This is a genomic window from Umezawaea sp. Da 62-37, from assembly GCF_032460545.1.
GTDB lineage: Bacteria > Actinomycetota > Actinomycetes > Mycobacteriales > Pseudonocardiaceae > Umezawaea.
The window spans coordinates 11,137,091-11,161,468 of the sequence record NZ_CP135965.1 but is presented as its reverse complement, the minus strand read 5'-3'; the positions used below and the strand labels follow the sequence as shown (position 1 = coordinate 11,161,468).

The following is a 24,378-nucleotide window of genomic DNA, read 5'->3' as shown; positions in this document are numbered from 1 at the left end:
GTCACACCTTTCCCTTGTCGAGGCCCAGCATCTTGGCGATCCTGTTGCGCTGGATGTCGGACGTGCCCGAGTAGATCACCCCTGGCACGGCGTTGCGCAGCTCCGCTTCCAGGCCGTACTCGGCGGTGTACCCGTTGCCGCCGAACACCTCTATCGCGGCGAGCGCGGTGTCCACGTTGGCCTGGCTGGCCACCAGCTTGCTCGTCGCGATGTCCATCGTGACGTTGTGGCCGCGCTCCATCCGCTCGGCCGTGTCGTACAGCCAGCGGCCCGCGGTCTCGGTCGCCGTGCGCATGTCGACGATCCTGTTGGCCACCGACTGGAAGGAGCCGATCGGCGCGCCGAACTGGGTCCGGGTCCGCGCGTAGTCGACGCACCGCTCCAGCCGGTGGCGCATCTGGCCGACGTTGACGATGAACGAGCAGAGGATCTCCCACTTCATCACGTGGTCGAGCACCAGGAACCCGCTGCCCGCCCGCCCGATCACGTTGGCCGACGGCACGACGCAGTCGTCCAGGAACACCTCGGCGAACGGCGAGGTCCGCAGCCCCATCTTCTCGATCGGGCTGCCCACCGACACCCCCGCCATGGTGGTCTCGACGAGGAACGCGGTCACGCCGAGCGGACCCGCGGTGGGGTCGGTCCTGGCGTAGACGACGATCACGTCGGCCACCGGGGCGTTGCTGACGAACGCCTTGCTCCCGTTGAGGACCCAGTCGTCACCGCGGCGGACGGCCGTGGTGCGCATGTTCAGCGCGTCCGAGCCGCTGCCCGGTTCGCTGATCGCGTGCGCGCCGATCGTCGAGCCGTCGCACACGCCGGGCAGGTAGCGGTCCTTCAGCGCCGGGGAACCGAAGCGCTGCAACGGCACCCCGGCGCTGACCATGTGCGTCGTGACCGAGAAGCCGAGCCCACCGTCGTGGCAGCGGTGGCCGAACTCCTCCAGCACGTACATCGTCGTGAGCAGGCTCTGGTCCAGCCCACCCCACTGCGTCCCGAACGGCAGGCCCAGCACGCCCGTCCCGCGGACCAGTTTCCACGCGTCGCGGTCGAACCTGGCCGCGCGTTCGCGATCGAGGCCGTTGACGTTGAGCGCGTCGCACCACTGCCGGACCCCGGCGCGCAGGTCCTGTTGGTCCTCGGTCCAGTCGAGCACGCTGACACCAGCCGATCAGTAGTGGGAGAATTCCGCCGCGTCCAGCGAGTGCCGTTCGTCGCCGTGCAGTGCCGGGGAGAACACGCACACCAGCCGCATGTCCCCCTCCTTCGACGCGATCAGGTAGTGCGCGTCGTTCTTGTCCAGCGCGTACAGCGTGCCCGGCGTCAACGGGAAGCTGTTGCCCTCCATGTCGACGACCTCGCCGCTGCCCTCGATGCAGTAGCAGGCCTCGAGGTGGTTGCGGTACTGGAGCCTGGACTTCGTCCCCGCGGTGACGATGGTGTCGGTGATCGAGTAGCCCAGGCCGTCGCCGGAGAGCAGGAACCGACGGCTGAGGCCGTTGCCCCAGTCCACGACCTTCGCGTCGGCGATCGTGCGAACAATCATCGTGGTGCACTCCTTCTCTACTGCTGCCCACCGGCGGCGCCGATGAACGCGTTGATGTCGTCGATGGTGCGGAAGTTGTCGGGTGAGAGTTCGACGTCGTCGAGGCTCAGCCGGAATCGGGTGCCGAGCCAGTCGATGACCTTCAGCAGCGCGAGGCTGTCGATGACCCCGCCTGCGAACAGGTCGTAGTCCGCGGTGAGGTCGCCGACGCCGACGTCCGGCAGGAACTCGTCCACGATGTACCGGGTGATGACGGCCGTGTGGTCCAACTAGATCACCAGTTCCATGGTTGTGGTGATGTGCTTGCGATCCACCTTTCCGGTGGACGTGCGGGGAAGCGGATCCTCGGTGATCCGCAGCGTCGACGGCACCGCCGCGGGGGGCAGCCGTTCGGCGCAGTGGCGGCGCAGCACCAGGCTGTTCACCGTGCCGTCGGTGCGGACCACGACGTGCAGGCGGTTGCCCGCGCGCTGGTCGGGCACGGCGACCGCGGCGGCTTCCAGCACACCGGTGTGGTCGAGCAGCACCTGCTCCACCTGTTGGGTGTCGACCTGCTGGCCGCGGACCTTGACCCGGAAGTCGATCCGCCCCTCGACGACGAGCGCGCCCGCCGCCGTGCGGCGCACCAGGTCGCCGGAGCGGAAGTAGCGCAGGTCGTCCGCGCCGTCCGGGTGCGGGACGAACCGGTTCGGCGAGTCGAGGTAGCCGGGTGTCTGGAACGGTGTGCTGACAAGGAGTTCACCGACTCCGGGGCCGTGCAGGACGGTGCCGTCCTCGTGCACCAGCAGTGCGCGCACGCCCGGCAGCGGGGTGCCGATCGGGATCTCGGACAGGTCGGACCCGAGTTCGTGGATGAAGCTGTCGTTGGTCTCGGTGCAGCCGTAGACGTTGTCGATCCGCGCGTTCGGGAACAGCGCGCGCAGCGCGGGGAGCCGGTCGGGCCGGAACGCGTCACCGGTGACGACGACCCGGTCGACCCCGTCGACCCGTGCGCCGGGGACGGCCGCGAGCAGCTCGTAGAAGAGCGGCACCGCTTGGACCACGTGCACGTCCTGGCCGACGAGCAGGTCGAGCAGCGCGGCGCCGTCGGTGGCGCGGTCGGGGTCGGCCAGGACGACGCAGCCGCCCGCGCGCACCGTGCCCCAGACCTCCAGCAGGCAGAGGTCGAAGTTGAGCGGCGCGTAGTTCAGCACCCGCCTGCCGGGGCCGAGGTCGAACTCCCCGTCCGCCCACAGCGCGAACCGGTCGACGGCCGCCGACGTGAGCGGCACGATCTTCGGGGCGCCGGTGGAACCCGAGGTGGTCAGCAGGAACGCGGTCCCGTCGGCTTCCGGGTCGCCGTCCCGGCCCGGTTCCGCGTCGTGCGCCGGGTTCGCGTGCACGTCGACGACCACCGTGGTGAGCCGGGCCGCGTTGCTCGTGCCACCCGGCACCGCCACCACCGCGACGCATCCCGCGCGCTCGTAGAGCCCGCTCAGCGTCGGGACGGGCAGGGCGGGCGCGGGCAGGAGCACCCGGCGGCCCGCGGCGAGGCAGCCCAGGACGAGCGCGATCGTCTCCGGCGTCTTCTCCGCCACCACGCCCACCGGCCCCGGCGGGAGCCCCGCCACGGCCGCGGCCGCCGATCGGGTCATCGCCGCGAGCTCGCCGTACCCGACCCGCGTGCCGCGCCAGAGCAGCGCGGGCGCCGACGGACGGGACCCGGCGTGCTCCAGAAGCGCGGGCACGATCCGACTTCGCGAAACAGTCATTCGACCCACCTGTCCCGAGAATGATGCGCAGGATGCCTGCGATGGATGCGAAAAATGGATGAGAGGAAATTACGGGCGTTCACATTCATTCGACACGCCCTGTCCAAAACCCGATACAACACGAACCCCGGACTGCCGGCAAGCACCGTTCGTCGTAACGCAGATGCCCATTCGGGAAAGATTGATCATTTGCGCAAACCCGTAGTTCCGACGAACTCGAAGTGTTAAGAACGTGCTGTTAATACGACTGTCGGTGACAGGGTTTCATCCCACGCCCTACCCAATGGTCCATACTTTCCCTATCGGTCCGCCGCGCGTCGCACGCTATGCGTAGTCACGGCGGGCGCGGGACCGCACGTCACAGCCCTCCCGCGAGGCAACGGCACAACCAGCGGAAACAGTGCCGGGAGCCGGCTGCGACCAGGGCAGGACGACACAGCGCGTGATGCGGACCAGCGCCCGCACCGAGCGATCGGATTCGGCGATCCGTGTGATGGTCACTCACTCGGCCGTCACCTGGTTGGACCTTGTCGGCCACGAAACATGGTCTTAACGTCGCTGCGGTCGGATCGGTTTTGGGCTGTGGAGAATGCGCGCCCGCCGTTCGGAGCAGCCAGCCCTACCTGAGTCGCAAGAATATCCGCGCACCACTACAACGCTGTCTTGTGACGCGAATTATGGAGGTTTTGATGGTCGACCGGATCAAGTACCTGCTTGACGAAGCCGACATCCCCTCGACCTGGTACAACCTCGCCGCGGACCTGCCTCCGCTGCACCCGCCGATCAACCCCGCGACCGGCAGGCCGGTGACCAGGGACGAGATGGCCCACACGATGCCGGAGCCGATCATCGAGCAGGAGCTCAGCACCGAGCGCGAGTGGGAGATCCCCGAACCCGTCCGCCAGATCTACGCGCAGTGGCGGCCGTCGCCGCTGTTCCGGGCGCGCAGGCTCGAAGCGCTGCTCGACACGCCCGCGCGCATCTACTACAAGTACGAGGGCGTCGCGCCGACCGGCAGCCACAAGCCCAACACCGCGGTCGCGCAGGTGTACTACAACAAGCAGGCGGGCAAGCGGGGCCTGGTCACCGAGACCGGCGCGGGCCAGTGGGGCAGCGCCATCGCCCAGAGCGCGGCGATGTTCGACATGTCCGCCAAGGTGTACATGGTGAAGGTGAGCTTCATCCAGAAGCCCTACCGGCGTTCGCTGATGGAGACCTTCGGCGCGGTCTGCGTGCCCAGCCCGAGTCCGGAGACCGCCGCGGGCCGCGCGGTGCTGGCCGCCGACCCGGACTCCCCCGGCAGCCTCGGCATCGCGACCTCCGAGGCCCTGGAAGCGCATTCCAAGGACGATTCCCTCGGTTACGTCCTCGGCAGCGCCGCGAACCACGTCCTCGGCCACCAGACGATCATCGGCCAGGAGGCGATGCTCCAGTTCGAACTCGCCGACGACTACCCGGACATCGTCGTCGGGTGCGCGGGTGGCGGCAGCAACCTCGCGGGCCTGTCGTTCCCGTTCCTCGGCGCCAAGCTGCGCGGCGGCCGGGACGTGCGGGTGATCGCCGCCGAGCCCGCCGCCTGCCCGACACTGACCAGGGGCACGATCGCCTACGACTACGGCGACAGCGCGGGCTTCACGCCCCTGTTCCGCATGCACACCCTCGGGCACGGCTTCGTCCCGCCGACGTTCCACGCGGGCGGCCTGCGCGCGCACGGCATGGGGCAGATGGTCAGCCGCGTGGTCGAGGACGGGCTCATGGAGGCGATCGCGGTCACCCAGAAGCGCTGCTTCGACGCCGCCATCCAGTTCACGCGCGCCGAGGGCATCCTGCCCGCGCCCGAGTCGACGCACGCGATCCGCGTCGCGATCGACGAAGCGCTGCGCTGCAAGGCGGAAGGCCGGTCCCAGACCATCCTCTTCGGACTCTCCGGGCACGGGCACTTCGACCTCACCGCCTACGAGCGCTACTTCGCGGGCGACCTCGACGACACCGTGCTGGACGAGGAGACCCTCCGGCAAGCGCGGCAGTCGATCCCCGAGCAGACCTGGGACCTCACCAGGTCGGCGACGTGACGGACGACGGCTGGGGCTGGCGCGCGCGGATCGGGATCCTGGTCATCCACAAGGATCCCGTGCCCGAGGCCGAAATGCGGGCGATGGCCCCGCCCGGCGTCGCCGTCTACACCGCCCGGTTCGAGAGCCCGCGCAAGCCGGGCTCGGACTTCCAGGGCGACCACGCCGCCGCGCTCGCGGACTCCCCCGACATCGCACGGGGGCTGGAGCAGTTGGGCCAGTTGCGGCTGGACGTCATCTGCCTGTGCTTCGGGTCGAGCAGCTTCCTCGCCGGGGCGGGGTTCGACGAGCGGTTCTGCGACCAGGCGACCGAACGGGCGGGCGGCACCCCGGTCACGACCGCGCCGCTCGCGATGCTCGATGCGATGCGCGCGCTCGGCATCTCCCGGCCGCACCTCGTGAGCCCGCCGTGGTTCACCGCGACGAGCTACGCGGCGGCCGAACGCTACTTCGCGGACACGGGACACCCGTTCTCCGGCCAGATGCGGTTCGACCTCGGTGCCGGCTGGAGCGATCGCGACACGTTCGAGATCTGGGACCTCGGCGGCCAGTGGGAGGTGCGGCCGGAGGAGGTGTACCGGCAGGCGAGGGATTCCCTGCCCGCGGACGCGGACGGCATACTCATACCGGGAAGCGGTTTCCGCAGTCTGGAGGCCGTCGAACCGCTGGAGCGGGACCTGGGGGTCCCGGTCGTCACCTCCAACCAGGCGTGCCTGTGGCAGTGCCTGCGCATGGCGGGGGTGCACGACCCGAGCCTCGGGGTCGGCAGGCTGTTCTCCCGTTCCCTGTCAACGACGACGGCTGGTTAGGACGACATGCCCACGATCTCGACACTGCTGTTATTCGCGGCGGCCACGGTGGCCCTGCTCGTGGTCCCCGGACCGGCGGTGGTCTACATCGTCACCAGAACCGTGGCGCAGGGCAGGGCCGCGGGGCTGCTGTCCGTGCTCGGCATCCACGTCGGGTCCATCTTCTACGTGCTCCTGACGGCGCTCGGGATGTCCGCGCTCCTGCTGGCGTCGTCGACGGCGTTCCAGATCGTCAAGTGGGTCGGCGTGGCCTACCTGGTCTGGCTCGGCGTGCAGAAGCTGTGGTTGCAGAAGACCGACGACGGTTCGGTCAAGGAGCCGCCGCAGATGTCGAACGCGCGCATCTTCGGACAGGGCGTGCTGGTCAACATCCTCAACCCGAAGACGCTGGTGTTCTTCGTGGCGTTCCTGCCGCAGTTCGTCGACCCGGCACGGGGTTCGGTCGCGCAGCAGCTGCTGATCTTCGGCATCGGGTTCATCGTGCTCGGCATCCTGAGCGACGGGTCGTACGCGCTGCTGGCCAGCGTGCTGGCCGGGCGGCTGCGCCGGACGGCGACCGCGCGGCGGCGCCTCGACCTGTCGAGCGGCCTGGTCTACCTCCTGCTCGGCGCGGTCGCCGCCTCGATCAGCCAGGCCTGACCCCGCACCACGCGCCGTGGCCGTGCCCATCCGCCATGCGGTCGGACACGGCCACGGCGCCGAGTGCGGAGGGGGTCAGCGGCGCGAGCCGTCCTCGGCCTGGTCGTGGTGCGGGTGCAGGCCGGGGAGGTGGATCTCCTCGGGCTCGGGCGGCAGGTCCTCGATGCCCGCGGCGACGGCCTCGACGTGGCGGCGGTGCGCCGACGGCAGGGCGAGCACGGCCAGGACGGCGAGGACGGCGACGCCCGCGCAGGCCCAGAAGCCGACGGTGAAGGCCTCGTCGGTGGGCAGGCCCCTCGGCGAGGTGTACGACGTGAGGATCGCGGCGATCACGGCGGTGCCGATGCTGCTGCCGATGGTCCGGGCGATGGTGTTGACGCCGGTGGCCTCACCGGTCTGCGCGGCCGGGACGCTCTCGATGATGGCGTTGGACATCGCCGCGAACGCGAAGCCGATGCCGGCACCGGTGAGCAGGCCGGAGACCAGCACCTGCCACAGCGCGCCGTGCCCGACGGCGGCGAGGGCGAACGCGCAGACGACCAGGACGGTGCCGGTGAACATCGGCACCTTGGGGCCGAACCGGCGGTTCAGGATCCCGGCCACCGGGCCGAACACGACCATCATCGCGACGGTGGGCAGCAGGAACAGACCCGCCTGCGACACCGACTTGCCGAACCCGACGCCGGACGCCGCGGGCAGCTGGAGCAGCGTCGGGATCAGGACGAACGTGCCGAACATGGCGAAGCCGAGTGCCAGCGCGACCACGTCGGTGGCCCACACGCCCCGGATCCTCATCAGGCGCATGTCGATCAGCGGCTCCTTGACCCGCTGTTCGACCAGGACGAACACGACCAGCGCGACCACGCCGAGCGCGAGCAGCCCGAGGGTCTTCGCGTCGCCCCAGCCCCATCCCTGGCCCTTGCTGATCGCGAGGAGCAGGGAGACCAGGCCGACCGACAGGATGCCCGCGCCGAGCACGTCGAGGCGTCCCGGCGCGCGCACCGGGGACTCCTTCATCCCGAAGATCGCGCCGAGCAGGGCGATGACGACCAGGACCAGCGGGAGCCAGAAGAGCCAGTGCCAGGACAGGTTCTCCACGATCGGGCCCGCGGCGACGATGCCGACGCCCGCGCCGATGCCGAAGATCGCCGAGAGCAGGCCGACGGTGACGCCGACCTTCGCCCGGTCCATCGAGTCGCGGACGATGCCGATCGACAGCGGCAGGATCGCGCCCGCCGCGCCCTGGAGCGCGCGGGCGACGATGAGCACGGTCAGGTTCGGGGACAGGGCGGCCAGCGCGGTGCCGACGGCCAGTGCCGCGAGGACGCCGATGAGGACCTTGCGCTTGCCGACCATGTCGCCGTAGCGGCCGAGGATCGGCGTCAGGACCGACGCGGAGAGCAGGTAGGCCGTGATGATCCAGCTGCTGCTCGCCGTCGACGCGTTCAGGTCGCGCCCGATCGTCCCCAGCGCCGGGGCGACCAGCGACTGCAGCACCGCGAACGCCAGACCACCCAACGACAGGTACAGCACCAGCATCGTCGTGCTCGAACGGCCGGTGTCGCGGCCGCCGTCCTGGTGGAAGGCGGCGCCCGCCTCTTCGATGGTGTACGTCATGGGTCCCTCGATGCGATGTAAACGATTGATGACTTGCCCTAGTATCGCTCCCCGACCAGCGAAGTCAACAATCGTTTACGTCACACTGCCGGGGCGCTACCCTACAAATGGGACGAAAGGAAGCTCATGACGACATCCGCCCCGGAGCCCGAGGCGCCCGACCGGAGCGAACCCGTCGCGGAGCTGTCCGGACGCCGTCGCCGCAACGCGGCCGACACCCGGCGGCTCCTGCTCGACGCCGCCCGGAGCCGGTTCGCCCGCGACGGGTACGCGGGCGCCACCGTGCGGGACATCGCCGACGACGCGGGTGTCAACGTCGCGCTGATCAACCGCTACTTCACGTCGAAGGAAGGGCTCTTCGAGTCCTGCCTGACCTGCGCCGTCGACGACCTCGGGCGCACGGTCGACGAGGACATGCCGTTCGCCCAGGTGCCGCTCGCCATCGCCAGGCGGCTCGCGGGACCGGACGCGGACGGGCATCCGAGCAGGCTCATGCTGCTGCTGCGCTCCTCGGGCGACGAGGGCGCCGACCGGATCCGGGTCGACGTCCTGCGCACCTTCGCCGAACGCCTCGCCGCGGCCGCGGGCGGGCGACCGGGGAGCGCCGGGAGCGGGTCGCTGGTGCTGGAGGCCCAGATCGTGCTCGCCGCGACCTTCGGCATCGTCATGCTCCGCGCGTCGGCCGCGCTGGAACCGCTGGCCTCGGCGGGTGAGCAGGACCTCCTCGGGCCGATCCAGCGCCTGGTCGGCGCCCTCCTGCCCGCGGACTGAGGCCACGCCCGCCCGGCTCCGATCGACCCGATCGCGCCGCACGGGAATCGACGACGGTAATCGGACGGCGAATACGCCCCGGTTTCCCCGTGGGATGCCGAAGCGATTCCGGCACGAAAGGGGAAATCGGGCCGATCGCCATCGCGATGCCGACATCGCGCCATTCCAGCCGCGGTTGTCCGGCGGCGGAATTCCTGGATGTGAACCCGGTCTTGGCAGCGGAAGCACTCGACCTGCGGACCGGTCGACCGCCCCGCCCCTCCCCCTCGACATGGCACGGCACCGGCGACCGCCTGCACCCCGTGCGCACCTCGGACGATCGCCATGGCCGGTGACGACCGTGGTCGAATACGCGGTCGAATTCATCGAACACGCGAAAAATCCCTCGGAACAACCCTTTCCGATTGACACGGGGTCGACGGCGAAGCGATAGTGATCGGTACCGCCACCGCACATTCGACACTCGCGCGGACACCGGTCGGAACCATTCGGCCGAACCGCTCGCGATCACTCGGGCGACAGCGCCCCGGAAAGCGGAGCCATGGTCAACGGAATCAGATCGGCTGTGACGGCGGCCCTCCTGGTGGTGGGCTTGATCGGCGCGGCCGGAGTGGCGCGGGCCGCCACGTGGTCGTCCACCGACAAGTGGGGAACGTGGTCCAACGGCGGCTACACCGTCCGCAACGACGTGTGGGGTGGCGGCGCCGGGCCGCAGACGATCTGGGCGAACTCCTACAGCAACTGGGGCGTGTGGGCCAACCACCCCAACACCGGCGGGGTGAAGGCGTACCCGCACTCGGCGAAGGCGGTCAACAAGAAGGTCAGCGCGCTGGGCAGGCTGTCGAGTTCGTTCAACGTCAGCAGGCCGGGTTCGGGGGCCTACGCCACGGCCTACGACATCTGGGCGGAGAACAACGCCTACGAGATCATGATCTGGGTCAACAAGCAGGGCGCGGTGGGACCGCTCGGGTCGAAGCAGACCACGGTGTCGGTCGGCGGGCACACCTGGGACGTGTACAAGGGTTCCAACGGAGCCAACCAGGTGTTCTCGTTCCTGCGCACCGGCAACACCAACTCCGGGACGGTGGACGTGCTCGCGGTGCTGAAGTGGATCGGGTCGCAGGGCTGGTACGGCGACGTGACCGTGGGCGAGGTGCAGTTCGGCTTCGAGATCACCTCCTCGTCGGGCGGCATGGACTTCGCGGCCAACAGCTACTCGGTGACGTCATGAGGGCCCTCTCGACCGTCCTCGCGGCGGCACTCCTGCTGGGCCTGTCCACGGCCACCGCCAACGCCGCGACGGTGACCGTGGCCGCCGACGGCAGCGGCAACTACCGCACGCTCCAGGCGGCGGTGAACGCGGTGTCCGCGGGCACGACCATCTCCATCGCCCGCGGCACCTACCGCGAGACGGTGACGATCCCGGCGGCCAAGTCGAACCTCGTCATCCAGGGCGCGACCGGCAACCCCGCCGACGTCGTCCTCGTCATGAACAAGGCGGCCAAGGACACCGGCAGCACCCTGACGTCGGCGACGGTGACGATCAACTCGCCCGGCACGACGGTGCGGGCGGTCACCTTCAACAACGACTTCGCCGAGACCGGGGCGTCCTCGGAGCAGGCGGTGGCGCTGGCGGCCAACGGCGACCGGCAGGTGTACGACAACGTGCGCGTGCTGGGCAACCAGGACACGCTGCTGTCGTGGGGCCCGTCCTACACCTCGCGCTTCCGGCAGTACTTCCGCAACTCCTACGTCGAGGGCGACGTGGACTTCATCTTCGGCCTCGGCACGATGGTGTTCGCCAACTCCACGATCCACTCGCTCTCCCGCGGCTCGTCGAGCAACAACGGCTACGTCACCGCCGCCGCGACCGACCGCAACAACACCTACGGCTTCCTGTTCTCCAAGTGCACGTTCACCTCCAACGCCGCGGCGGGCACGGTGTACCTGGGCAGGCCGTGGAGTCCCAACGGCACGGCCAACCAGGCCCAGGTGGTCATCCGCGAGTCCACGCTGGGCGCGCACGTCCGCACCGCGCAGCCGTGGACGGACATGGGGACCACGACCTGGAAGTCCGCGCGGTTCTTCGAGTACGCCAACACCGGGGCGGGCGCGGGCACCAACGCCAACCGGCCCCAGTTGTCGTCCTCGCAGGCCGCGACCTACACCCCGCAGAAGTACCTCGCGGGTTCCGACGGCTGGAACCCGGCGGGCTGAGCCCGGCAGCGACCATCCACCCGAGCGCGCGGGCGGATGGTCCTGAAAGCGTTGCTCCACAACGGAAATCCCGAAAATCCGGTTGCGGCAAACCCCCACGGGCCGTCTGATCGGTGCCACACTCGTGGTCCGAAACCTTTGTCCTGCAACGAGGAGACACATGCCTGACTTACGCGGGGTGGGAGTGCGGGTCGCCGCCTGGCTCGCCGCGCTGCTCCTGCTGGTGGTCGGAATGGCGAGCATCGCGAACGCGGGTGCCGACACCGGGTCCGACGCCTGGAAGCCCGCCGTGCAACCGCCGGTGAGCGGTAAAGCCCTCGAACACGTCGACGTCGTCGGCGGCCCCTCCGCCCAGGGCGTCCGGGAGACCGTGTCCGCCGTCATCGATCCGACGGGGGCCATCGCGTTCGGCCAGAGCTACGAGGTGACCTACGCGAACCGCATCGACGTGGGGACCTACGAGGTGTTCTTCGGCAAGGACATCACGAAGGGCACCTACGCCGCCACCATCGGCGTCGCCGCGCTCCTGGCCGCGAACGAATCGCCTCCCGGACTGATCACCGTCGCCCCCAGGGTCGGCACCAAGAACGGGCTGTGGATCCGCACGTTCGACCCCACGGGCAAGTCCGCCGACCGGGGTTTCCACACCATCGTCCAGTACTGAGCCCACCGGTGGAACCGCGCGTGCCGGTCCCGCCGGACCGGTACGGCGTCCTGGCTCGCGTCCGATGACCTGGCGCGCAACGGGAGTGCGGCGCAGGACCGGACCTGCGGGCCGCCCCCACTTCAGCGTACCGACGGCACGGGCCGGCCATGCGCCCGTCGTCCCGCGCGGCTCGGTCGCGGCGTGAACGGCGGCGAAACCGTGCGCAGCCTTGCGGACAGCGCTTTCCTCGTATTGCGCCCCCGCGCCTGAGGCGGGCGCCGAGGTGGCTCTACCGGCCCGCCGCGGCTTCGAGGAGAACGCTGACCAGTCGTTCGGCGGCGTCGCGCTGACCGTGTGAACGGGCTCGTTCGGCGACCTGCGCGCGTCGGGCGGGGTCGGTGAGCAGGGGGCCGACCGCGTCCCCCAGCGCCTGCGAGGTCGCTTCGCCGAGCAGGGCGACGGCCGCCCCCGCGTCGTGCAACTGCTTGGCGTTGTGCCACTGCTCGTTGCCCGCGGAGGTCGCGAGCGGGACGAACACGGCGGCTTTGCCCAGTGCGGTGAGTTCGGCGAGCGTGCCGGCGCCGCTGCGCGAGATCACCACGTCGGCCAGCGCGAGCACGTCGGGCAGTTCGGCGCCGACGTAGGCGGTGAGCAGGTAGCGCGCGGCCAACTCCGGGGGCAGTCCCGCGGTGCGCGCACGGAGCGCGTCGACGTGCTTGGGACCGCACTGGTGCACGACGTTGGCGTGCTGGAGCAGCCACGGCAGGATGTCGGCGACCAGGGTGTTGATCTGCTCCGACCCCTGGGCGCCGCCGGTGACGTAGACGGTGGGCCGCCGCGAGTCGAAGCGCCCCACCAGGCCCAGCGCCTGGACCGCGCGTCCGGCGTGGCCGGTGAAGACCTCGGGTCGCACCGGGTTGCCGGTGACGGTGGCGGTCGCGCGCACGGACTCCGGCAGCAGTTCCAGCGTCGACGCCGAGGAGACGGCCACCCGCGCGGCCTTCGGGGCGAGCTTGCGGTTGGCCAGGCCGAGGCGGACGGTCTGCTCGTGGATCACGAGCGGCCGTCCGCACATGCTGGTGGCGAAGCCGACCGGGACGGCGACGTAGCCGCCGGTGGCCAGCACGACGTCCGGGGCGAAGTCGTTGACGATCCTGCGGGCCTGGAGGATGCCCAGCGGCACGCGCGCCATGTCCTTGGCGTTGGCCGGGGAGAGCATCTTCAGCGGGTTGGCGGAGCGCCGGATCTTGCCGGTGGCGACCGACTCGAACGCGATGTCCGCCTCCTTGGCCACCCGGCCTTCGAGGCAGTCCGGGGCGGTCGAGCCGACCCAGAGGACGTCGAGGGCGCGGCCGGTGGCCGCGAGCCGGGCGCGCAGGGCCCGCACGGTGGTGAGGGCGGGGTAGACGTGGCCGCCGGTGCCGCCGCCGGTGACGATCAGGCGGAACGTCCGGGCGGTACCGGTCGGACCATGGCCGATGCCACTGTTCATCGAGGTGCCAATCTGGGTGTCCTGGATTCGTCCGCGCCGGGGAGGTCGATCATCGCCGGGCGCGGAACGATAGCAGGGCGCGTGCCGACCCCCGGACGTCGCCGGGCCCCGATGACAGGCGATCCCGCCGGTGTTCGCCGCGGGCCGGTTCGACGCCCGCCGGGTCGTCGTGGGAGCGCGGTGGAGGGGCCGGGGTGGCCGCGCGGGCGACCACCCCGGCCGGGGACCTACGGCGCCCAGGGCGCCGCGAGGGTCCAACTGCTGTCGGCGGACACCGTCTGTGGCCGGTCGGCGCCCGAGTCGCCCGCGCCGGAGGCCGTGTACACCTGGGATTCGAAGTGCCGCACGTACGTGCCGGGGAAGTTGATCGACTCCAGCGTCACTCCCGTGCCGCCGATGCCCGGTCGGGCGCAGAACGTGGCGTCGGCGCGGAGCAGTGCCGAGCCGTCGTCCGGCGAGTTGCGCACGCGGCCGTTGGCGTGGCGCAGGAACTGGCCGGGGAAGTTCACCGACTCGAACGAGTAGCACGACGAGTCGGCGAGGCCGCGCCGGACGGTGTAGGTGGCGTCGGCCTTGAGCGCGGCGCCGCTGCCGCCGGTGACGACCTCGGTGTAGGCGAGGCCGTTGGCGTGCCGCAGGTAGCGGTCGGTCAAGCCCCACGTGGTCACCCGCAACGACTGGCGCACGTTCGTCGACAGCAGCGCGGCACTGCGCCACAGCGCCGGGTCCGCCGCGTTCCACGTCGTGTCGGCGGCGAACCCGGTCGGGGTGTCCCAGGCGTTGGATCCGCCGCTGCGCGCCAGGTAGACGATTTCCGCGTAGTGGCGCAGGTAGGAGCCGGGGAGGTTCAGCGACTCGAACGACGTGCCGCCGGAGGCGAGCCCCGGTCGGGCGCACCAGGTGGCGTCGGAGGTGAAGGTGCCTCCGGTGCCCGCCTCGACGCGCACCCTGCTGTCGACGTGCCGCAGGTAGCGGCCGGGGTAGGTGATCGACTCGAACGAGTGGCAGCGCGCGTCGGCCAGGCCCGCCACCGTCCGGAACGACGCGTCCTGGCGGTCGATGTCGGCACTGGCGGTGCTGATGACGTCGGTACGGGCCACCGAGCCCGAGTTGCGCAGGTACCGGTCGGTGAACCCCGGAGTGGTCACCCGGAACGACCGGACGTGCCCGAGGGTGAAGTCGACCTGCGAGTTGAGGTTGCGCGAGGCGTTGATCAGGTCCGCGTGCGCGGCGCGCAGCTGGTTGGTGTCGACCTTCTGCACCCGCCGGTCGTAGGTCAGCAGGCCGTTGTACTCGCCCTCCACGTCGGTGATCTCCGTGTACACGTAGGCGGAGACGCCCTTGGTGGTCATCAGCTGCTTCACGTCGCGGACCATGCCGGTGTACCGGTCGTTGAGCTGGGCGGCGCCGGACACCTGCTCGTAGGCGAAGAACTGGCCGTTCGGGCTGTACTCGTGACCGGGGTTGCGCAGCCCGATCCCGCCGAACTCGCCGAGCACCGAGACGCGCGTCGCCGACGGGCGGGGCGCGTCGGGCCCGGTGTAGACGTGCCAGTCGACGATGTCGCCGGTGCCGGGGTCGCCCTTTGAGGCGCAGCAGTTGTAGCCGCTGTGGGCGTTCACCAGCCGGCTGGGGTCGTAGTTCTTCAGGTCCGTGGTGACCCGGCGGGTGTCGGCGAGGTTCCACTCGCCCCAGCCCTCGTTGAACGGCACGTAGGTCACGACGGCCGGGGAGAACCGGTGCTCGTCGATGATCTCGCGGGCCTCGCTCTCGAACTCCGCGATCTGCGCGGCGGTGCGGTTGGCGTCGGCCGTCGGCGTGGACGGGACGTCCTGCCACACCAGCAGGCCGAGGCGGTCGGCGTGGTAGTACCAGCGGGCCGGTTCGACCTTGATGTGCTTGCGCACCATGTTGAAGCCGAGGTCCTTGTGCTTCTGGATGTCGGAGGCCAGCGCGGCGTCGGTCGGGGCCGTGTAGAGGCCGTCGGGCCAGAAACCCTGGTCCAGCGTGCCGATCTGGAACACGAACTCGCCGTTGAGGGTCGGCCGGAGTACGCCGTCGACCAGCTTCGTGCCGATCTCGCGCATGCCGAAGTAGCTGACCACCTGGTCCACCGCCGCCCCGGAGGCGTCGCGCAGCGAGACCTTCAGGTCGTAGAGGAACGGGTCCTCCGGCGACCAGCGGCGGGCGTTGGGCACCGGCACGGAGAACTCGGTGAAGGCGCCGGTCGCGCTGCCCACGACCGTCGACCCGGTCTTCGCCTCGGCCAGCACGGTGTGCCCGGTGACGTTGCCCCTGCTGAAGACGCGGACCCTGGCGGTGTTGTCCGACAGGTTCGGGCGGATGTCGACGGAGTAGATCGACGACGTCGCCGTGGGTTCCAGCCACACGGTCTGCCAGATGCCGGAGGACGGGGTGTAGAAGATTCCGCTGGGGTTGTTGACCTGCTTGCCGAGCGGCTGCTTCTCACCGCGGGCGTCGGTCGGGTCGTAGACGCGCACGACGATCTCGTTGGCGCCGCCGTTGAGCTGCGGGGTGACGTCGACCTCGAACCGGTCGTAGCCGCCCTTGTGCGTGGTGACCTGGGTGCCGTTGACCCACACGGTGGCCTCGTAGTCGACCGCGCCGAAGTGCAGCTGCACGCGCCTGCCGCTCCACGCCTGCGGCACGGTGAACGTGCGCCGGTAGAACATCAGGTCGCGGTTGTCGTTGCGCATGATGCCCGACAGCGCCGACTCCACCGGGTACGGCACCAGGACGCGCTCGGGCAGCGTCTGCCCCAGCGGCGGTGCCGCGTTCCGGTTCACGCCGCCCGACCCGTCCGTGGCCGGGTTCAGGAACTCCCACTCGCCGTTGAGCGACTGCCAGTCCGGGCGGGTCATCTGCGGGCGCGGGTACTCCGGCAGCGGGTTGGTCGTGGACACCTGCCCCGTCCACGGGGTGGTCAGCGGCGGGGTCTTGGGCACGATCGCGGCGGAGGCTGTGGTGGAGGCGGTGGCGACGAGGCCACCGGCCAGTGCCAGCACAGCCGCCGCGCAGGCGACGAGGCGGCGCATCGAACTCCTTCAAGGCAGGGAGGCGCGCGGAATCGGCGCGCCACACCCGACTCGACGGCTTCGGTGACGTGCGGAGTCCGTGCGGTGGAGGACGTGGTCGAACGACGGCGGGGACAGCAGGGATCCGATCCCGGAGCAGGGACTCCGAGGTCGTTGTGACGAACGTAACATGGGACATCGGCGAACGGAATCGAATCAGGAACAACCATCAATCAACAGAACCCGTGCATCCGTCCGGCGCCGGGCCACTCCGCCGTTCGGCCGTCGTCAACCTCATCGGCACGGCCTGAAACCCGACAAGACCGGGCCCGCACGGCATTCAGCCCGCCGCGGACAGCATGAGGCCGAGCGCGGCAGGGGCCGCCGGCGCGAGGTCCGTCAGCGCGCGGCGGTGGTCCCTTCCGGACGACCAGTCCGGAAGCGGGTTCAGCGAACCCAGGTGGCGCCTTGCCGCGAGGCCGCCGACGGGCTCTTCGACCAGTGCTCCCGGCAGGCCCGCCAGCCCACCAGCACGGGCATGCTCGCCGTGACCAGGGCGCCGAGCGCGATGACGGCGACGGAGGACAGCCAGACCCCGCAGATCATCACGGTCAGGCCGACCACGTACGTGCCCAGCAGGATCAGGACGTTCCTGAGCAGCCGGGTCGTCCACACCGCCCTGGAGTTGAAGCGCCCCACTTTCGCGGCGAACTTGGGATCGCCCAGGACGAGTTCCTGTTCGATCGCCTCAAGCTGCCGCTTCTCCGCATCGCTCAACGCCACGTTTCGCCGACCTCCCCGTCGCACCACACGGGTCCTGCACGGACATCCTGGCCAGTATTACCCAGCATTCGTCGGGCGGCCATGACCTGGACCGACGGAAAAGCTGAGGTGAACGCGGCCCCAACAACCGGAGATGCCTCCGCATGTGCCCGCGCGGTCTGATCGGTCATGTTCCGGCCCGCGTCCGAGGCCCCGGTGGCCTCCAAGCGGCGGGGAACGTGGTCACCCCTCTTCCCGCAGGCGGAACGAGAGCGCGAAGTGGTTCACCGTCGCGGGCACGTCGGGTGTCATGGACACCGCCGACGTGGGGATCGCGGTGCGGTGCTCCAGCAGCGCGGCGAGCGCCGTGCTCGCCATGAGCAGGACGAGGTTGCGGCCGGGGCAGACACCGGGACCGTCGCTGAACGGCACCAGGGCCGGGTTCTCGGCCGCCTCGCCGTCCAGCCAGATGCGGGGTTGGAAGCGGTTGGCGTAGGTGAGGGTCTGCCAGTCGCGGTGGAAGAACGGCGTGAACACGGCGAACGTCGTGCCCGTCGGCGCTTCCAGTCCGCCCCACACCGTCGGTTCGGTGCTCTGCCGCAGCAGCAGCGGCGTGGTCGGCCACAGGCGGACCGACTCCAGCACGGCGGCGCGCACCTGGTCGAGCCGCTGGGGCTCGGACAGGTCGACGTCGGCGAGTTCGGCCCGCAGGGGCTCCGCCTCGTGCGGGTAGGACCCCACCAGGTGCAGGGCCCGGAACGTGGCGATGCCCGCGGCGTCGGAGGCGAAGAGCCAGTGCGGGACCTGCTCCTCGGCGTCCGACGACAGCAGCGACGCGAGGGCGCCGGGCTCGGCGCGGGCGAGGTGCGAGCGCAGGGAACGGGTGAACCGCTCGCGCACCGCTTCCCGCCGGGGCCTCAGGTAGGCCCAGTTCGCGTTCGCGCGCAGCTTCGCCAGATCGTCGGTCAACGCCTCGTCGTCACGCGCGGACGAGCCCAGCACGACCCGCCGCACCGCTCGCCACCAGCCCTGCGCGAAGCCCTCCCACGTGAGCGATCCGCTGTCGTGGGCGTGGCGCGCCACGAGGTCCATCTCCTCGCGCACGGCCGCCACGATCGACGGGGCGAGTTCGTGCAGCGGCCGCTCCGGTTCCAGCGCCTCTTCGACGAGCCGCCGATCACGGCGCCTGCGCCCGCCGGTCTCGATCAGCACGCCGTGCGGCTGGAAGTGCGCCAGTGCCGCGGCCTTCTCCGTGGTGGCCAGGGCGAACGGCTCCGGGGACTCCCCGAGCACGCGGGCGACGTCGGCGGGTTCGACCAGCAGCACCACTTCCCGGCCCGCGACGCGCAGCCGGACCGGCGCGCCACCGTGGCGGGCGCGCAACTCCTGCATCGTGCTGATGGCGGAGGCGTCCCACTGCCACTTCTGCGCGGCGGCCAGCACTCCCGGCCTGCGGACGACCACCCCGGACGCCAGCGAGGGCAGCACGATCCTGCCCGCGACGCGCAACGAGTCGGCGGCGGTGGCGCGCACGGGCGCCTGGCCCGTGCCGGGGCCCCGCAGGCGTCGCGGGTGGTGCAGCGGATGGGTTGACAGGTGTTCGGCCATCACGTGTTCCTTCGTTCGGCCGGCGGGCCCGGCGGCCACCGGTGTGGTGGACAACCGTCGGGCGGACGGCGCGAACCGCTTGGCGCGGTCACCACCTGACGGGGGTCGGGTGGGCCGCCGGGTCCACTCGGGACGGACTGGTCGAGCGTGGCGAGCAGGTCGGCGAGGCCCCCGCGGGCGCGGCCGTCGTGGCGGGCGCTCGTGACGACCGGGATGTCGGCGTGGCGCCGGGAGTAGCCCGCGGCTCCGAGGCGTCGCCACAGGTCGTGGTCCTCGCCGACCGGCACCGGGCCGAACCCGCCGACGGCGTCGAAGGCGTCGGCCCGCACGCCCAGGTTCGCGCCGTACACGTTGCCGTGCCCCCACGGCCCTCGCGCCCGGCCCACCACGGCCGCGTAGCGCTCCAGCGCCGCGCGCGTGGCGCCGGCGGGCCGGTCGAGGTGCGCGATGCCCGCGATCGCGTCGAAGCCCGCGTCGGCCAATCGCACGTGGCGTCGGGCCCAGTCGCGGTGCACCACGGTGTCCGCGTCCGTCGACAGGATCCAGACGCCCGCGGCGGGGTGTCCGTCGAGGGCGGTCAGCGCGGCCCGCACACCCAGGTCGCGGACCTCGCCGATCGTGCGGTCGGCGTTCGCGGTGACGATCCGCGCGGTCGGCAGTTCGGTCGCGGCGAGCGCCGCGGTGTCGTCGGCGCAGCGGTCGGCCACGACGCAGACGGTGCCGGTGACGCCGTCGGGCAGCCGTGCCAGCGCGTGGCGCACCGCGCGCAGGCAGCTCCGGATGCGCAGGTGCTCGTCGCGGGCGGGGACGACGACGGCGACGGCCGAGATCATCGACGGCGCAGCACGTGCACGACGAACTGCTCGTCGGTGTGCGCGACGAGCGGATCGAGGTCCGGGTGCGCCAGGAGCCTGCGATGGGCGTCCATGCCGTCCCGCGGCGCCTCGGCGGCCCAGGGCAGCCAGTGCACGGCCAGGAGCTGACCGCCGGGTCGCAGTGCCGCCACCGTGCGCGTGACGGTGTCGGCCAGGTCGCCGTCGTCGAGGTAGTAGAGGATCTCGCTGAACACCGCCAGGTCGAGCGGCCCGTCCGGCAGGTCGGCGGGCAGGGATCCCTGGCGGATCTCGACGTTGGGCAGGTGGGCGGTGCTCTCGGCGGCCTGCTTGACCGCGGCGGCCACCGGGTCGAACGCGATCACGTGCCCGGCGCGGGCGGCGAGGTCCAGGGTGAGCGCGCCCAGCCCGCAGGCCGGTTCCACGACGGTGCCGTAGTCCCGGTCGGGCAGGCAGGCCAGCGCCACGGCGCGCTTGCGCCGCTCGTACCAGCTCTCGGCCACGTTCCAGGGGTCCACGCCGCCCGCGTACAGCTCGGCGAACCGGTCGATCGGCGCGCTGTGCCGGGGCGGCTCGCGGAAGACGACCTCGTGGTCGCGGGCGAAGTGGCGCAGCATCGCGGCGCTGAGGATCGGGTCGCCGCCGCCGGGGGCGGGGTCGAGCTGGGAGGTGAACGCGGCCACGCCCGCGGCCTTGAGTTCGCGCTGCCGGGAGGTGAGCCGGTGGCCGAAGGCCCGTTCCCGCGGCACGTCGACGTCCGCGGGGAGCAGCCAGTGCCACATCCAGATCGGGTACGACCACCGGTGCGTGGTGACCGGTGCGACCCGCAGGCCGATCTCGCCGACCACCTGGTGGTCGGGGTGCGGGTCGCCGGGCCAGGGCACCAGGCACACGTCGGCGTCGGCGAGCGACTCGGCCAGCACGGCGGCCAGCTCGTCGCGGTGCGCCGCGAGGCCGGAGTCGGGCAGGCCGAGCCAGCGCACCGGCACGTCGGGCATCCCCTGCGCCCGCAACGACTCGTGCAGCTCGCGGCGCCGGACCCGGCCGAGCTCCGCGCGTTCGGAGGCGGACAGGTGGGGGAACGCGGCCTCGCCGTCGGTGGCGACGACCAGTTCGACCGGCACGCCCGCGGTGTGGAGGTGTTGCAGGAGCCCGCTCGCGCCGAGGGTCTCGTCGTCGGGGTGCGCGGCCAGCACGACCGCGTGCCGGTAGGCCTCGTCGGGGAAGGCCCGCACGGCGTCGAGCCACGGCGTCCACGCGGCCTCGTCGGTGATCGTCCGCGGCCCGGTGGTCGAGTCTTCGCGCACGGGCCCGTTCATCGCCCGGTCCCCTCGGCCAGGACCGCACGGCCCAGTGCGGCGAGATCCCGTTCACCGTGGTGCTGGCGCACGTAGACCTGGAGGTCGGCGAGCCGCTGCGCGAACGCGCGGTCGCGGCACAGCGGGGTCGGGCCGGTGATGCGGGGCACCCGGTCCAACGTCTCCCACGCGGCCCGTTCCGCCGCGGCTCGGCAGGTGCTCATGAGCGTGGCGTGGTCGGCGTCGGGCGCCGCGTCGACGCGGGCCGCGGCGTCCGCCAGCAGGGCTTCGGCGCTCCGCAGCGCGGTGTGCACGGCGCCCAGGTGCGCGAGCTGGTGCTCGTCGACCTTCGCCGCCGCTCCCAGGACCGCCAGCACGTCGTCGAGGACCCCGGCCGTGCCACCCAGCCAGACGGCCGCGACCCCGCCGCCGCCGAGCAGGAACCCCGGCCTGTCCAGGTACCAGCCGGGCGGCCCCACGAGCACGTCCGGGGTGACCTCGACCCCGTCGAACCGCACGTCCCCGCTGTCGGAGGCGTCCATGCCGATGGCCTGCCACCGGTCCGGCTCCCGCACGACGCCGGGACGGGTCAGGTCGAGGTCGACCAGTCGGCACGTGGACCCGTCACCGCCGGGCGTGGTGGCCACGACCAGCGCGCGGTCCAGCGTGGACACCCCGGAGCAGAACCGCACCGTGCCCTCGAGGCCGCGCGGTCCCAGTTCGGCGCCGGTGCCCCCGGAACGGGCGGCCCACACGCCGTAGACCGCGCCCGGCACCGCGGGGCGACCCGCCTCGGCGAGGATGGCCAGCGCGTCGACGTGCCCCTCCGCCAACCGGGCGAGGGCGAGGTCCGTCCGCCCGAGCGCCGCGAGCGCCGCCCACCGGCGGACCGTGTCCTCGCCGGGTCTCGGCAGTGACAACCCGCCGTTGTCGGCGAGCCCGCGCACCTCCGCCGCGACAGCGCCGGGCGACCTCGGCGAGGGCAGCGGTTTCGGCGCGGCGGCCGGCAGCAGCTCGGACATGGGGCCACCTCTCAACAGGGTCCTGATCAGGCCCAAGTACCCGTCATGTCGGCCGCGCAAGCCTCCCTACCGGGTGAGATGTGCCTCCGTGCGGCAACCGGGCGGATCTTCGCCGGGCAACGAGCGGATCATGTCCGACGGCCCTACCGTGGTGGGCATGCCCGACATCACGAGCCTGATCCTCGACGACCACGAGTGGTTCCGCCGCCAGTTCGCGGCGCTCGACGACCTGGACGACCCGCAGGAACTGGCCGCCGTGTGGGGTCCGCTCGCGGACATGCTCGACGTGCACGCCGCCGCGGAGGAAGAGGTCTTCTACCCCGAGCTGATCCGCCGGGGCGACGACCCGGAAGCCGAGACGCTCGACGCGATCGGCGACCACAACGACATCCGCGACGGCGTCCGGGACGCCGCGAAGGCACCGGTGGGCAGCGCCGAATGGCGCGCGGCCGTGCGCAGGGCCAGGACGGCCAACAGCGAGCACATGGCCGAGGAGGAGGACGACGGCCTCGCCGACTTCCGCCGCAACGCCGATCCCGACCTGCGCGACGAGCTGGGGCGGCGCTTCCTCGCGTTCAAGGCCGAGCACAAGGGCACCAAGGGCCTGGACACCGGTGATGTCGATCCGCAGCGCTACGTCGACCAACGCGAGATGGAGGCGGGTCAGCTCGACGTCGACCCGTCCCTGCGCATCGGCAGCCTCAAGGAGAAATGACCTGATGAACCACCTGACCCGCGAAATCGCCCCCATCTCGGCCGCGGCCTGGAAGCAGATCGACGAGGAGGCCCGCGAACGGTTGACCCCGCACCTCGCCGCGCGTCGCGTCGTGGACGTGGCCGGGCCGCACGGCTGGGACTACTCGTCCACGAACCTCGGCCGCGTCCGCACGGTCGAACGCACCGGTGAAGGCGCCGCGCTCGTGCGGCAGCGGCAGGTGCTGCCGCTGATCGAACTGCGGGTGCCGTTCACCGTCGCCAGGGACGAACTCGACTCCGCCGACCGCGGCGCCACCGACCTCGCGTTCGACGACCTGGACCGCGCCGCCCACGACATCGCCGTCCTGGAGAACAAGGCCGTGTTCCACGGCTGGGACGAGGTCGGCTTCACCGGCCTCGGTGCCGCGACCGCCACCGCGCTCGGCACCGACGTCCAGAACTACTCCCACGCCGTGGCCAAGGCGGTCGACGTGCTGCGCGAGGCTGGCATCAAGGGTCCCTACGCGCTCGCGATCGGCCCGCGCGGCCATCGGGCGATCATGGAGAGCACCGAGGGCGGCGGCCTGCTGGTCCTCGACCACCTCCGCCGCATCCTCGGCGGCGGCAAGGTCGTGCGCGCCCCCGGCGTCGACGGCGCGGTCGTGGCAAGCCTCGACGGCGGCCACTTCGTCCTCGAACTGGGCCAGGACATCGCCGTCGGCTACAGCCACCACGACGCCGACACGGTCACCCTGTACCTGGAGGAGAGCTTCAGCTTCCGCGTCCTCGAACCCGATGCGGCTGTGGGGCTCACGGGGTGAGGTGAGCTCGTGGGCCGGGGTGCGGTGATGTGCGTGCTCCGGGGTGGGTGGGGGCCGGGTCAGTGGAGTGGGTGCCCCTGCTCGTACAACACGGTGGTTCCACCACACCGAGGTTCCGAGCGCGACCGCTCGCAGCACGACGACGACCTGGGCGTGCGGCAGCGGCTTGACCAACGGTTCGATGCGGCCGACCTGGGGCCTACGTGGTCCACGACGAGCAACCGCACCCAAGGGCCATACAAGACCGGGTTCCTCAGCTGGCTCCCTGGTCGTGGTGACCGCTGGAGTCGTTATCCGCTGGACCCCAGGGCCCGCCTGCGGTGCAGAGTTGTCCGATGCCGGGTACGGGAATTCCGCGGGGCCGGGATTGCGCGATGTCGTGGTGGTCGACCGCACTTCGTTCCTCGCGGATCCGGCTTCGATCGCGGTAACCGGACAACCGGAAACACCGTGACAATTCCACACCGGGCGACGCGGAATTGTCTTGAATGGACCGGTTAGCACGGGCTTTCCCCACCACGGCGGCTTTTCCGACGACAACGGCTCAACGTCTGCCGCGAGGCACCTTCAGCCGCGACGCGGCGATCAGGTCATGCACGTCGTCCGCCTCCGCGATCCGCACGAACTCCGGCGACTCCTGGTTCCGCCCGCTCCAGCCCATACCGCTCAGCTCGTCGCACAGCCCCGGAATCGCCGAACGCGAGACCGGTACCGTCGGCCGACTCGCGCGGCACCGGCGGTTC

Annotated in this window: 21 protein-coding genes; 9 read left to right on the top strand and 12 right to left on the bottom strand. The window is 71.2% G+C overall.

Features of this window, described 5'->3' with window-relative positions:
* Position 1 precedes the first annotated feature (1 nt).
* Genes RM788_RS50255 through RM788_RS50240 form a run of 4 tightly spaced genes read right to left on the bottom strand, consistent with a single transcriptional unit; the run spans position 2 to position 3,297 of the window.
* Positions 2-1,156 (bottom strand): acyl-CoA dehydrogenase family protein, encoded by a 1,155-nt coding sequence (locus tag RM788_RS50255; RefSeq protein WP_315928755.1) that lies wholly within the window; start codon positions 1,154-1,156, stop codon positions 2-4.
* A 15-nt stretch (positions 1,157-1,171) separates the two neighbouring features.
* Complete coding sequence (locus RM788_RS50250; protein ID WP_315928753.1) at positions 1,172-1,546, bottom strand: ectoine synthase; 375 nt, start codon at positions 1,544-1,546, stop codon at positions 1,172-1,174.
* 17 nt (positions 1,547-1,563) lie between these two features.
* Positions 1,564-1,815: an acyl carrier protein gene (locus RM788_RS50245; RefSeq protein ID WP_315928751.1), complete on the bottom strand. Its 252-nt coding sequence runs from the start codon at positions 1,813-1,815 to the stop codon at positions 1,564-1,566.
* Complete coding sequence (locus RM788_RS50240) at positions 1,816-3,297, bottom strand: AMP-binding protein (RefSeq protein WP_315928749.1); 1,482 nt, start codon at positions 3,295-3,297, stop codon at positions 1,816-1,818.
* 689 nt (positions 3,298-3,986) lie between these two features.
* On the opposite strand from RM788_RS50240, the gene RM788_RS50235 reads away from it, so the two are divergent.
* From RM788_RS50235 to RM788_RS50225, 3 genes are read left to right on the top strand one after another with little or no spacing between them, the layout of a single operon-like run.
* Positions 3,987-5,369 carry a TrpB-like pyridoxal phosphate-dependent enzyme gene (locus RM788_RS50235; protein WP_315928747.1) on the top strand — a complete coding sequence of 461 codons (1,383 nt, stop codon included), beginning with the start codon at positions 3,987-3,989 and terminating at the stop codon, positions 5,367-5,369.
* Entirely contained in the window at positions 5,366-6,178 is an 813-nt protein-coding gene (locus RM788_RS50230; RefSeq protein ID WP_315928745.1) for a maleate cis-trans isomerase family protein, read from the top strand. Before RM788_RS50235 ends, RM788_RS50230 begins: the two co-directional genes overlap by 4 nt.
* A 48-nt stretch (positions 6,179-6,226) precedes the next feature.
* Positions 6,227-6,817, top strand: a complete 591-nt coding sequence (locus tag RM788_RS50225; RefSeq protein WP_315928743.1) for a LysE family translocator — start codon at positions 6,227-6,229, stop codon at positions 6,815-6,817.
* A gap of 75 nt (positions 6,818-6,892) precedes the next feature.
* Here RM788_RS50225 and RM788_RS50220 read toward each other — a convergent pair whose 3' ends face one another.
* A complete protein-coding gene (locus RM788_RS50220; RefSeq protein WP_315928741.1) occupies positions 6,893-8,434 on the bottom strand; it encodes an MFS transporter in 1,542 nt (513 codons plus the stop codon).
* A 126-nt stretch (positions 8,435-8,560) separates the two neighbouring features.
* Here RM788_RS50220 and RM788_RS50215 point away from each other — a divergent pair, with 126 nt between their 5' ends.
* The 4 genes from RM788_RS50215 (at position 8,561) to RM788_RS50200 (ending at position 12,086) form a co-directional block, all read left to right on the top strand.
* The gene (locus RM788_RS50215) at positions 8,561-9,205 is read left to right on the top strand and encodes a TetR/AcrR family transcriptional regulator (protein ID WP_315928739.1); all 645 of its coding nucleotides are present in this window, start codon (positions 8,561-8,563) and stop codon (positions 9,203-9,205) included.
* Positions 9,206-9,746: 541 nt separating this feature from the next.
* Positions 9,747-10,436 (top strand): glycoside hydrolase family 12 protein, encoded by a 690-nt coding sequence (locus RM788_RS50210; RefSeq protein WP_315928737.1) that lies wholly within the window; start codon positions 9,747-9,749, stop codon positions 10,434-10,436.
* The gene (locus RM788_RS50205; RefSeq protein ID WP_315928735.1) at positions 10,433-11,422 is read left to right on the top strand and encodes a pectinesterase family protein; all 990 of its coding nucleotides are present in this window, start codon (positions 10,433-10,435) and stop codon (positions 11,420-11,422) included. The genes RM788_RS50210 and RM788_RS50205 overlap by 4 nt, the downstream gene beginning before the upstream one ends.
* A gap of 160 nt (positions 11,423-11,582) precedes the next feature.
* Positions 11,583-12,086, top strand: a complete 504-nt coding sequence (locus tag RM788_RS50200; RefSeq protein WP_315928733.1) for a hypothetical protein — start codon at positions 11,583-11,585, stop codon at positions 12,084-12,086.
* Between the two features lie 271 nt (positions 12,087-12,357).
* Here RM788_RS50200 and RM788_RS50195 read toward each other — a convergent pair whose 3' ends face one another.
* The 7 genes from RM788_RS50195 to RM788_RS50165 form a co-directional block, all read right to left on the bottom strand.
* Positions 12,358-13,560, bottom strand: coding sequence for a UDP-N-acetylglucosamine--N-acetylmuramyl-(pentapeptide) pyrophosphoryl-undecaprenol N-acetylglucosamine transferase (locus RM788_RS50195; protein ID WP_315928731.1), 1,203 nt, complete (start codon positions 13,558-13,560; stop codon positions 12,358-12,360).
* Positions 13,561-13,787: 227 nt separating this feature from the next.
* A complete protein-coding gene (locus RM788_RS50190; RefSeq protein WP_315928729.1) occupies positions 13,788-16,616 on the bottom strand; it encodes an AbfB domain-containing protein in 2,829 nt (942 codons plus the stop codon).
* Between the two features lie 426 nt (positions 16,617-17,042).
* A complete protein-coding gene (locus RM788_RS50185) occupies positions 17,043-17,378 on the bottom strand; it encodes a DUF3040 domain-containing protein (protein WP_315928727.1) in 336 nt (111 codons plus the stop codon).
* A 222-nt stretch (positions 17,379-17,600) separates the two neighbouring features.
* Positions 17,601-18,965, bottom strand: a complete 1,365-nt coding sequence (locus tag RM788_RS50180; protein ID WP_315928726.1) for a cytochrome P450 — start codon at positions 18,963-18,965, stop codon at positions 17,601-17,603.
* Entirely contained in the window at positions 18,965-19,798 is an 834-nt protein-coding gene (locus tag RM788_RS50175; RefSeq protein WP_315928724.1) for a glycosyltransferase family 2 protein, read from the bottom strand. The genes RM788_RS50180 and RM788_RS50175 overlap by 1 nt, the downstream gene beginning before the upstream one ends.
* Positions 19,795-21,117, bottom strand: a complete 1,323-nt coding sequence (locus RM788_RS50170) for a PIG-L family deacetylase (RefSeq protein ID WP_315928722.1) — start codon at positions 21,115-21,117, stop codon at positions 19,795-19,797. Before RM788_RS50170 ends, RM788_RS50175 begins: the two co-directional genes overlap by 4 nt.
* Complete coding sequence (locus RM788_RS50165; protein WP_315928720.1) at positions 21,114-22,118, bottom strand: acyl-CoA dehydrogenase family protein; 1,005 nt, start codon at positions 22,116-22,118, stop codon at positions 21,114-21,116. Before RM788_RS50165 ends, RM788_RS50170 begins: the two co-directional genes overlap by 4 nt.
* Before the next feature lie 130 nt (positions 22,119-22,248).
* Between RM788_RS50165 and RM788_RS50160 the strand changes: the two genes are divergently transcribed.
* Together RM788_RS50160 and RM788_RS50155 are read left to right on the top strand one after the other, a co-directional pair.
* Positions 22,249-22,833: a hemerythrin domain-containing protein gene (locus tag RM788_RS50160; protein WP_315928718.1), complete on the top strand. Its 585-nt coding sequence runs from the start codon at positions 22,249-22,251 to the stop codon at positions 22,831-22,833.
* Between the two features lie 4 nt (positions 22,834-22,837).
* Positions 22,838-23,635 carry a family 1 encapsulin nanocompartment shell protein gene (locus RM788_RS50155; protein WP_315928716.1) on the top strand — a complete coding sequence of 266 codons (798 nt, stop codon included), beginning with the start codon at positions 22,838-22,840 and terminating at the stop codon, positions 23,633-23,635.
* Positions 23,636-24,378: the final 743 nt, after the last annotated feature.

Coding starts and splice junctions, on each gene's coding strand:
- RM788_RS50250 (WP_315928753.1), bottom strand. CDS start 1,546: ATGATTGTTCGCACGATCGCCGACGCGAAGGTCGTGGACTGGGGCAAC.
- RM788_RS50240 (WP_315928749.1), bottom strand. CDS start 3,297: ATGACTGTTTCGCGAAGTCGGATCGTGCCCGCGCTTCTGGAGCACGCC.
- RM788_RS50235 (WP_315928747.1), top strand. CDS start 3,987: ATGGTCGACCGGATCAAGTACCTGCTTGACGAAGCCGACATCCCCTCG.
- RM788_RS50220 (WP_315928741.1), bottom strand. CDS start 8,434: ATGACGTACACCATCGAAGAGGCGGGCGCCGCCTTCCACCAGGACGGC.
- RM788_RS50215 (WP_315928739.1), top strand. CDS start 8,561: ATGACGACATCCGCCCCGGAGCCCGAGGCGCCCGACCGGAGCGAACCC.
- RM788_RS50210 (WP_315928737.1), top strand. CDS start 9,747: ATGGTCAACGGAATCAGATCGGCTGTGACGGCGGCCCTCCTGGTGGTG.
- RM788_RS50205 (WP_315928735.1), top strand. CDS start 10,433: ATGAGGGCCCTCTCGACCGTCCTCGCGGCGGCACTCCTGCTGGGCCTG.
- RM788_RS50200 (WP_315928733.1), top strand. CDS start 11,583: ATGCCTGACTTACGCGGGGTGGGAGTGCGGGTCGCCGCCTGGCTCGCC.
- RM788_RS50195 (WP_315928731.1), bottom strand. CDS start 13,560: ATGAACAGTGGCATCGGCCATGGTCCGACCGGTACCGCCCGGACGTTC.
- RM788_RS50190 (WP_315928729.1), bottom strand. CDS start 16,616: ATGCGCCGCCTCGTCGCCTGCGCGGCGGCTGTGCTGGCACTGGCCGGT.
- RM788_RS50180 (WP_315928726.1), bottom strand. CDS start 18,965: ATGGCCGAACACCTGTCAACCCATCCGCTGCACCACCCGCGACGCCTG.
- RM788_RS50175 (WP_315928724.1), bottom strand. CDS start 19,798: ATGATCTCGGCCGTCGCCGTCGTCGTCCCCGCCCGCGACGAGCACCTG.
- RM788_RS50170 (WP_315928722.1), bottom strand. CDS start 21,117: ATGAACGGGCCCGTGCGCGAAGACTCGACCACCGGGCCGCGGACGATC.
- RM788_RS50165 (WP_315928720.1), bottom strand. CDS start 22,118: ATGTCCGAGCTGCTGCCGGCCGCCGCGCCGAAACCGCTGCCCTCGCCG.
- RM788_RS50160 (WP_315928718.1), top strand. CDS start 22,249: ATGTCCGACGGCCCTACCGTGGTGGGCATGCCCGACATCACGAGCCTG.
- RM788_RS50155 (WP_315928716.1), top strand. CDS start 22,838: ATGAACCACCTGACCCGCGAAATCGCCCCCATCTCGGCCGCGGCCTGG.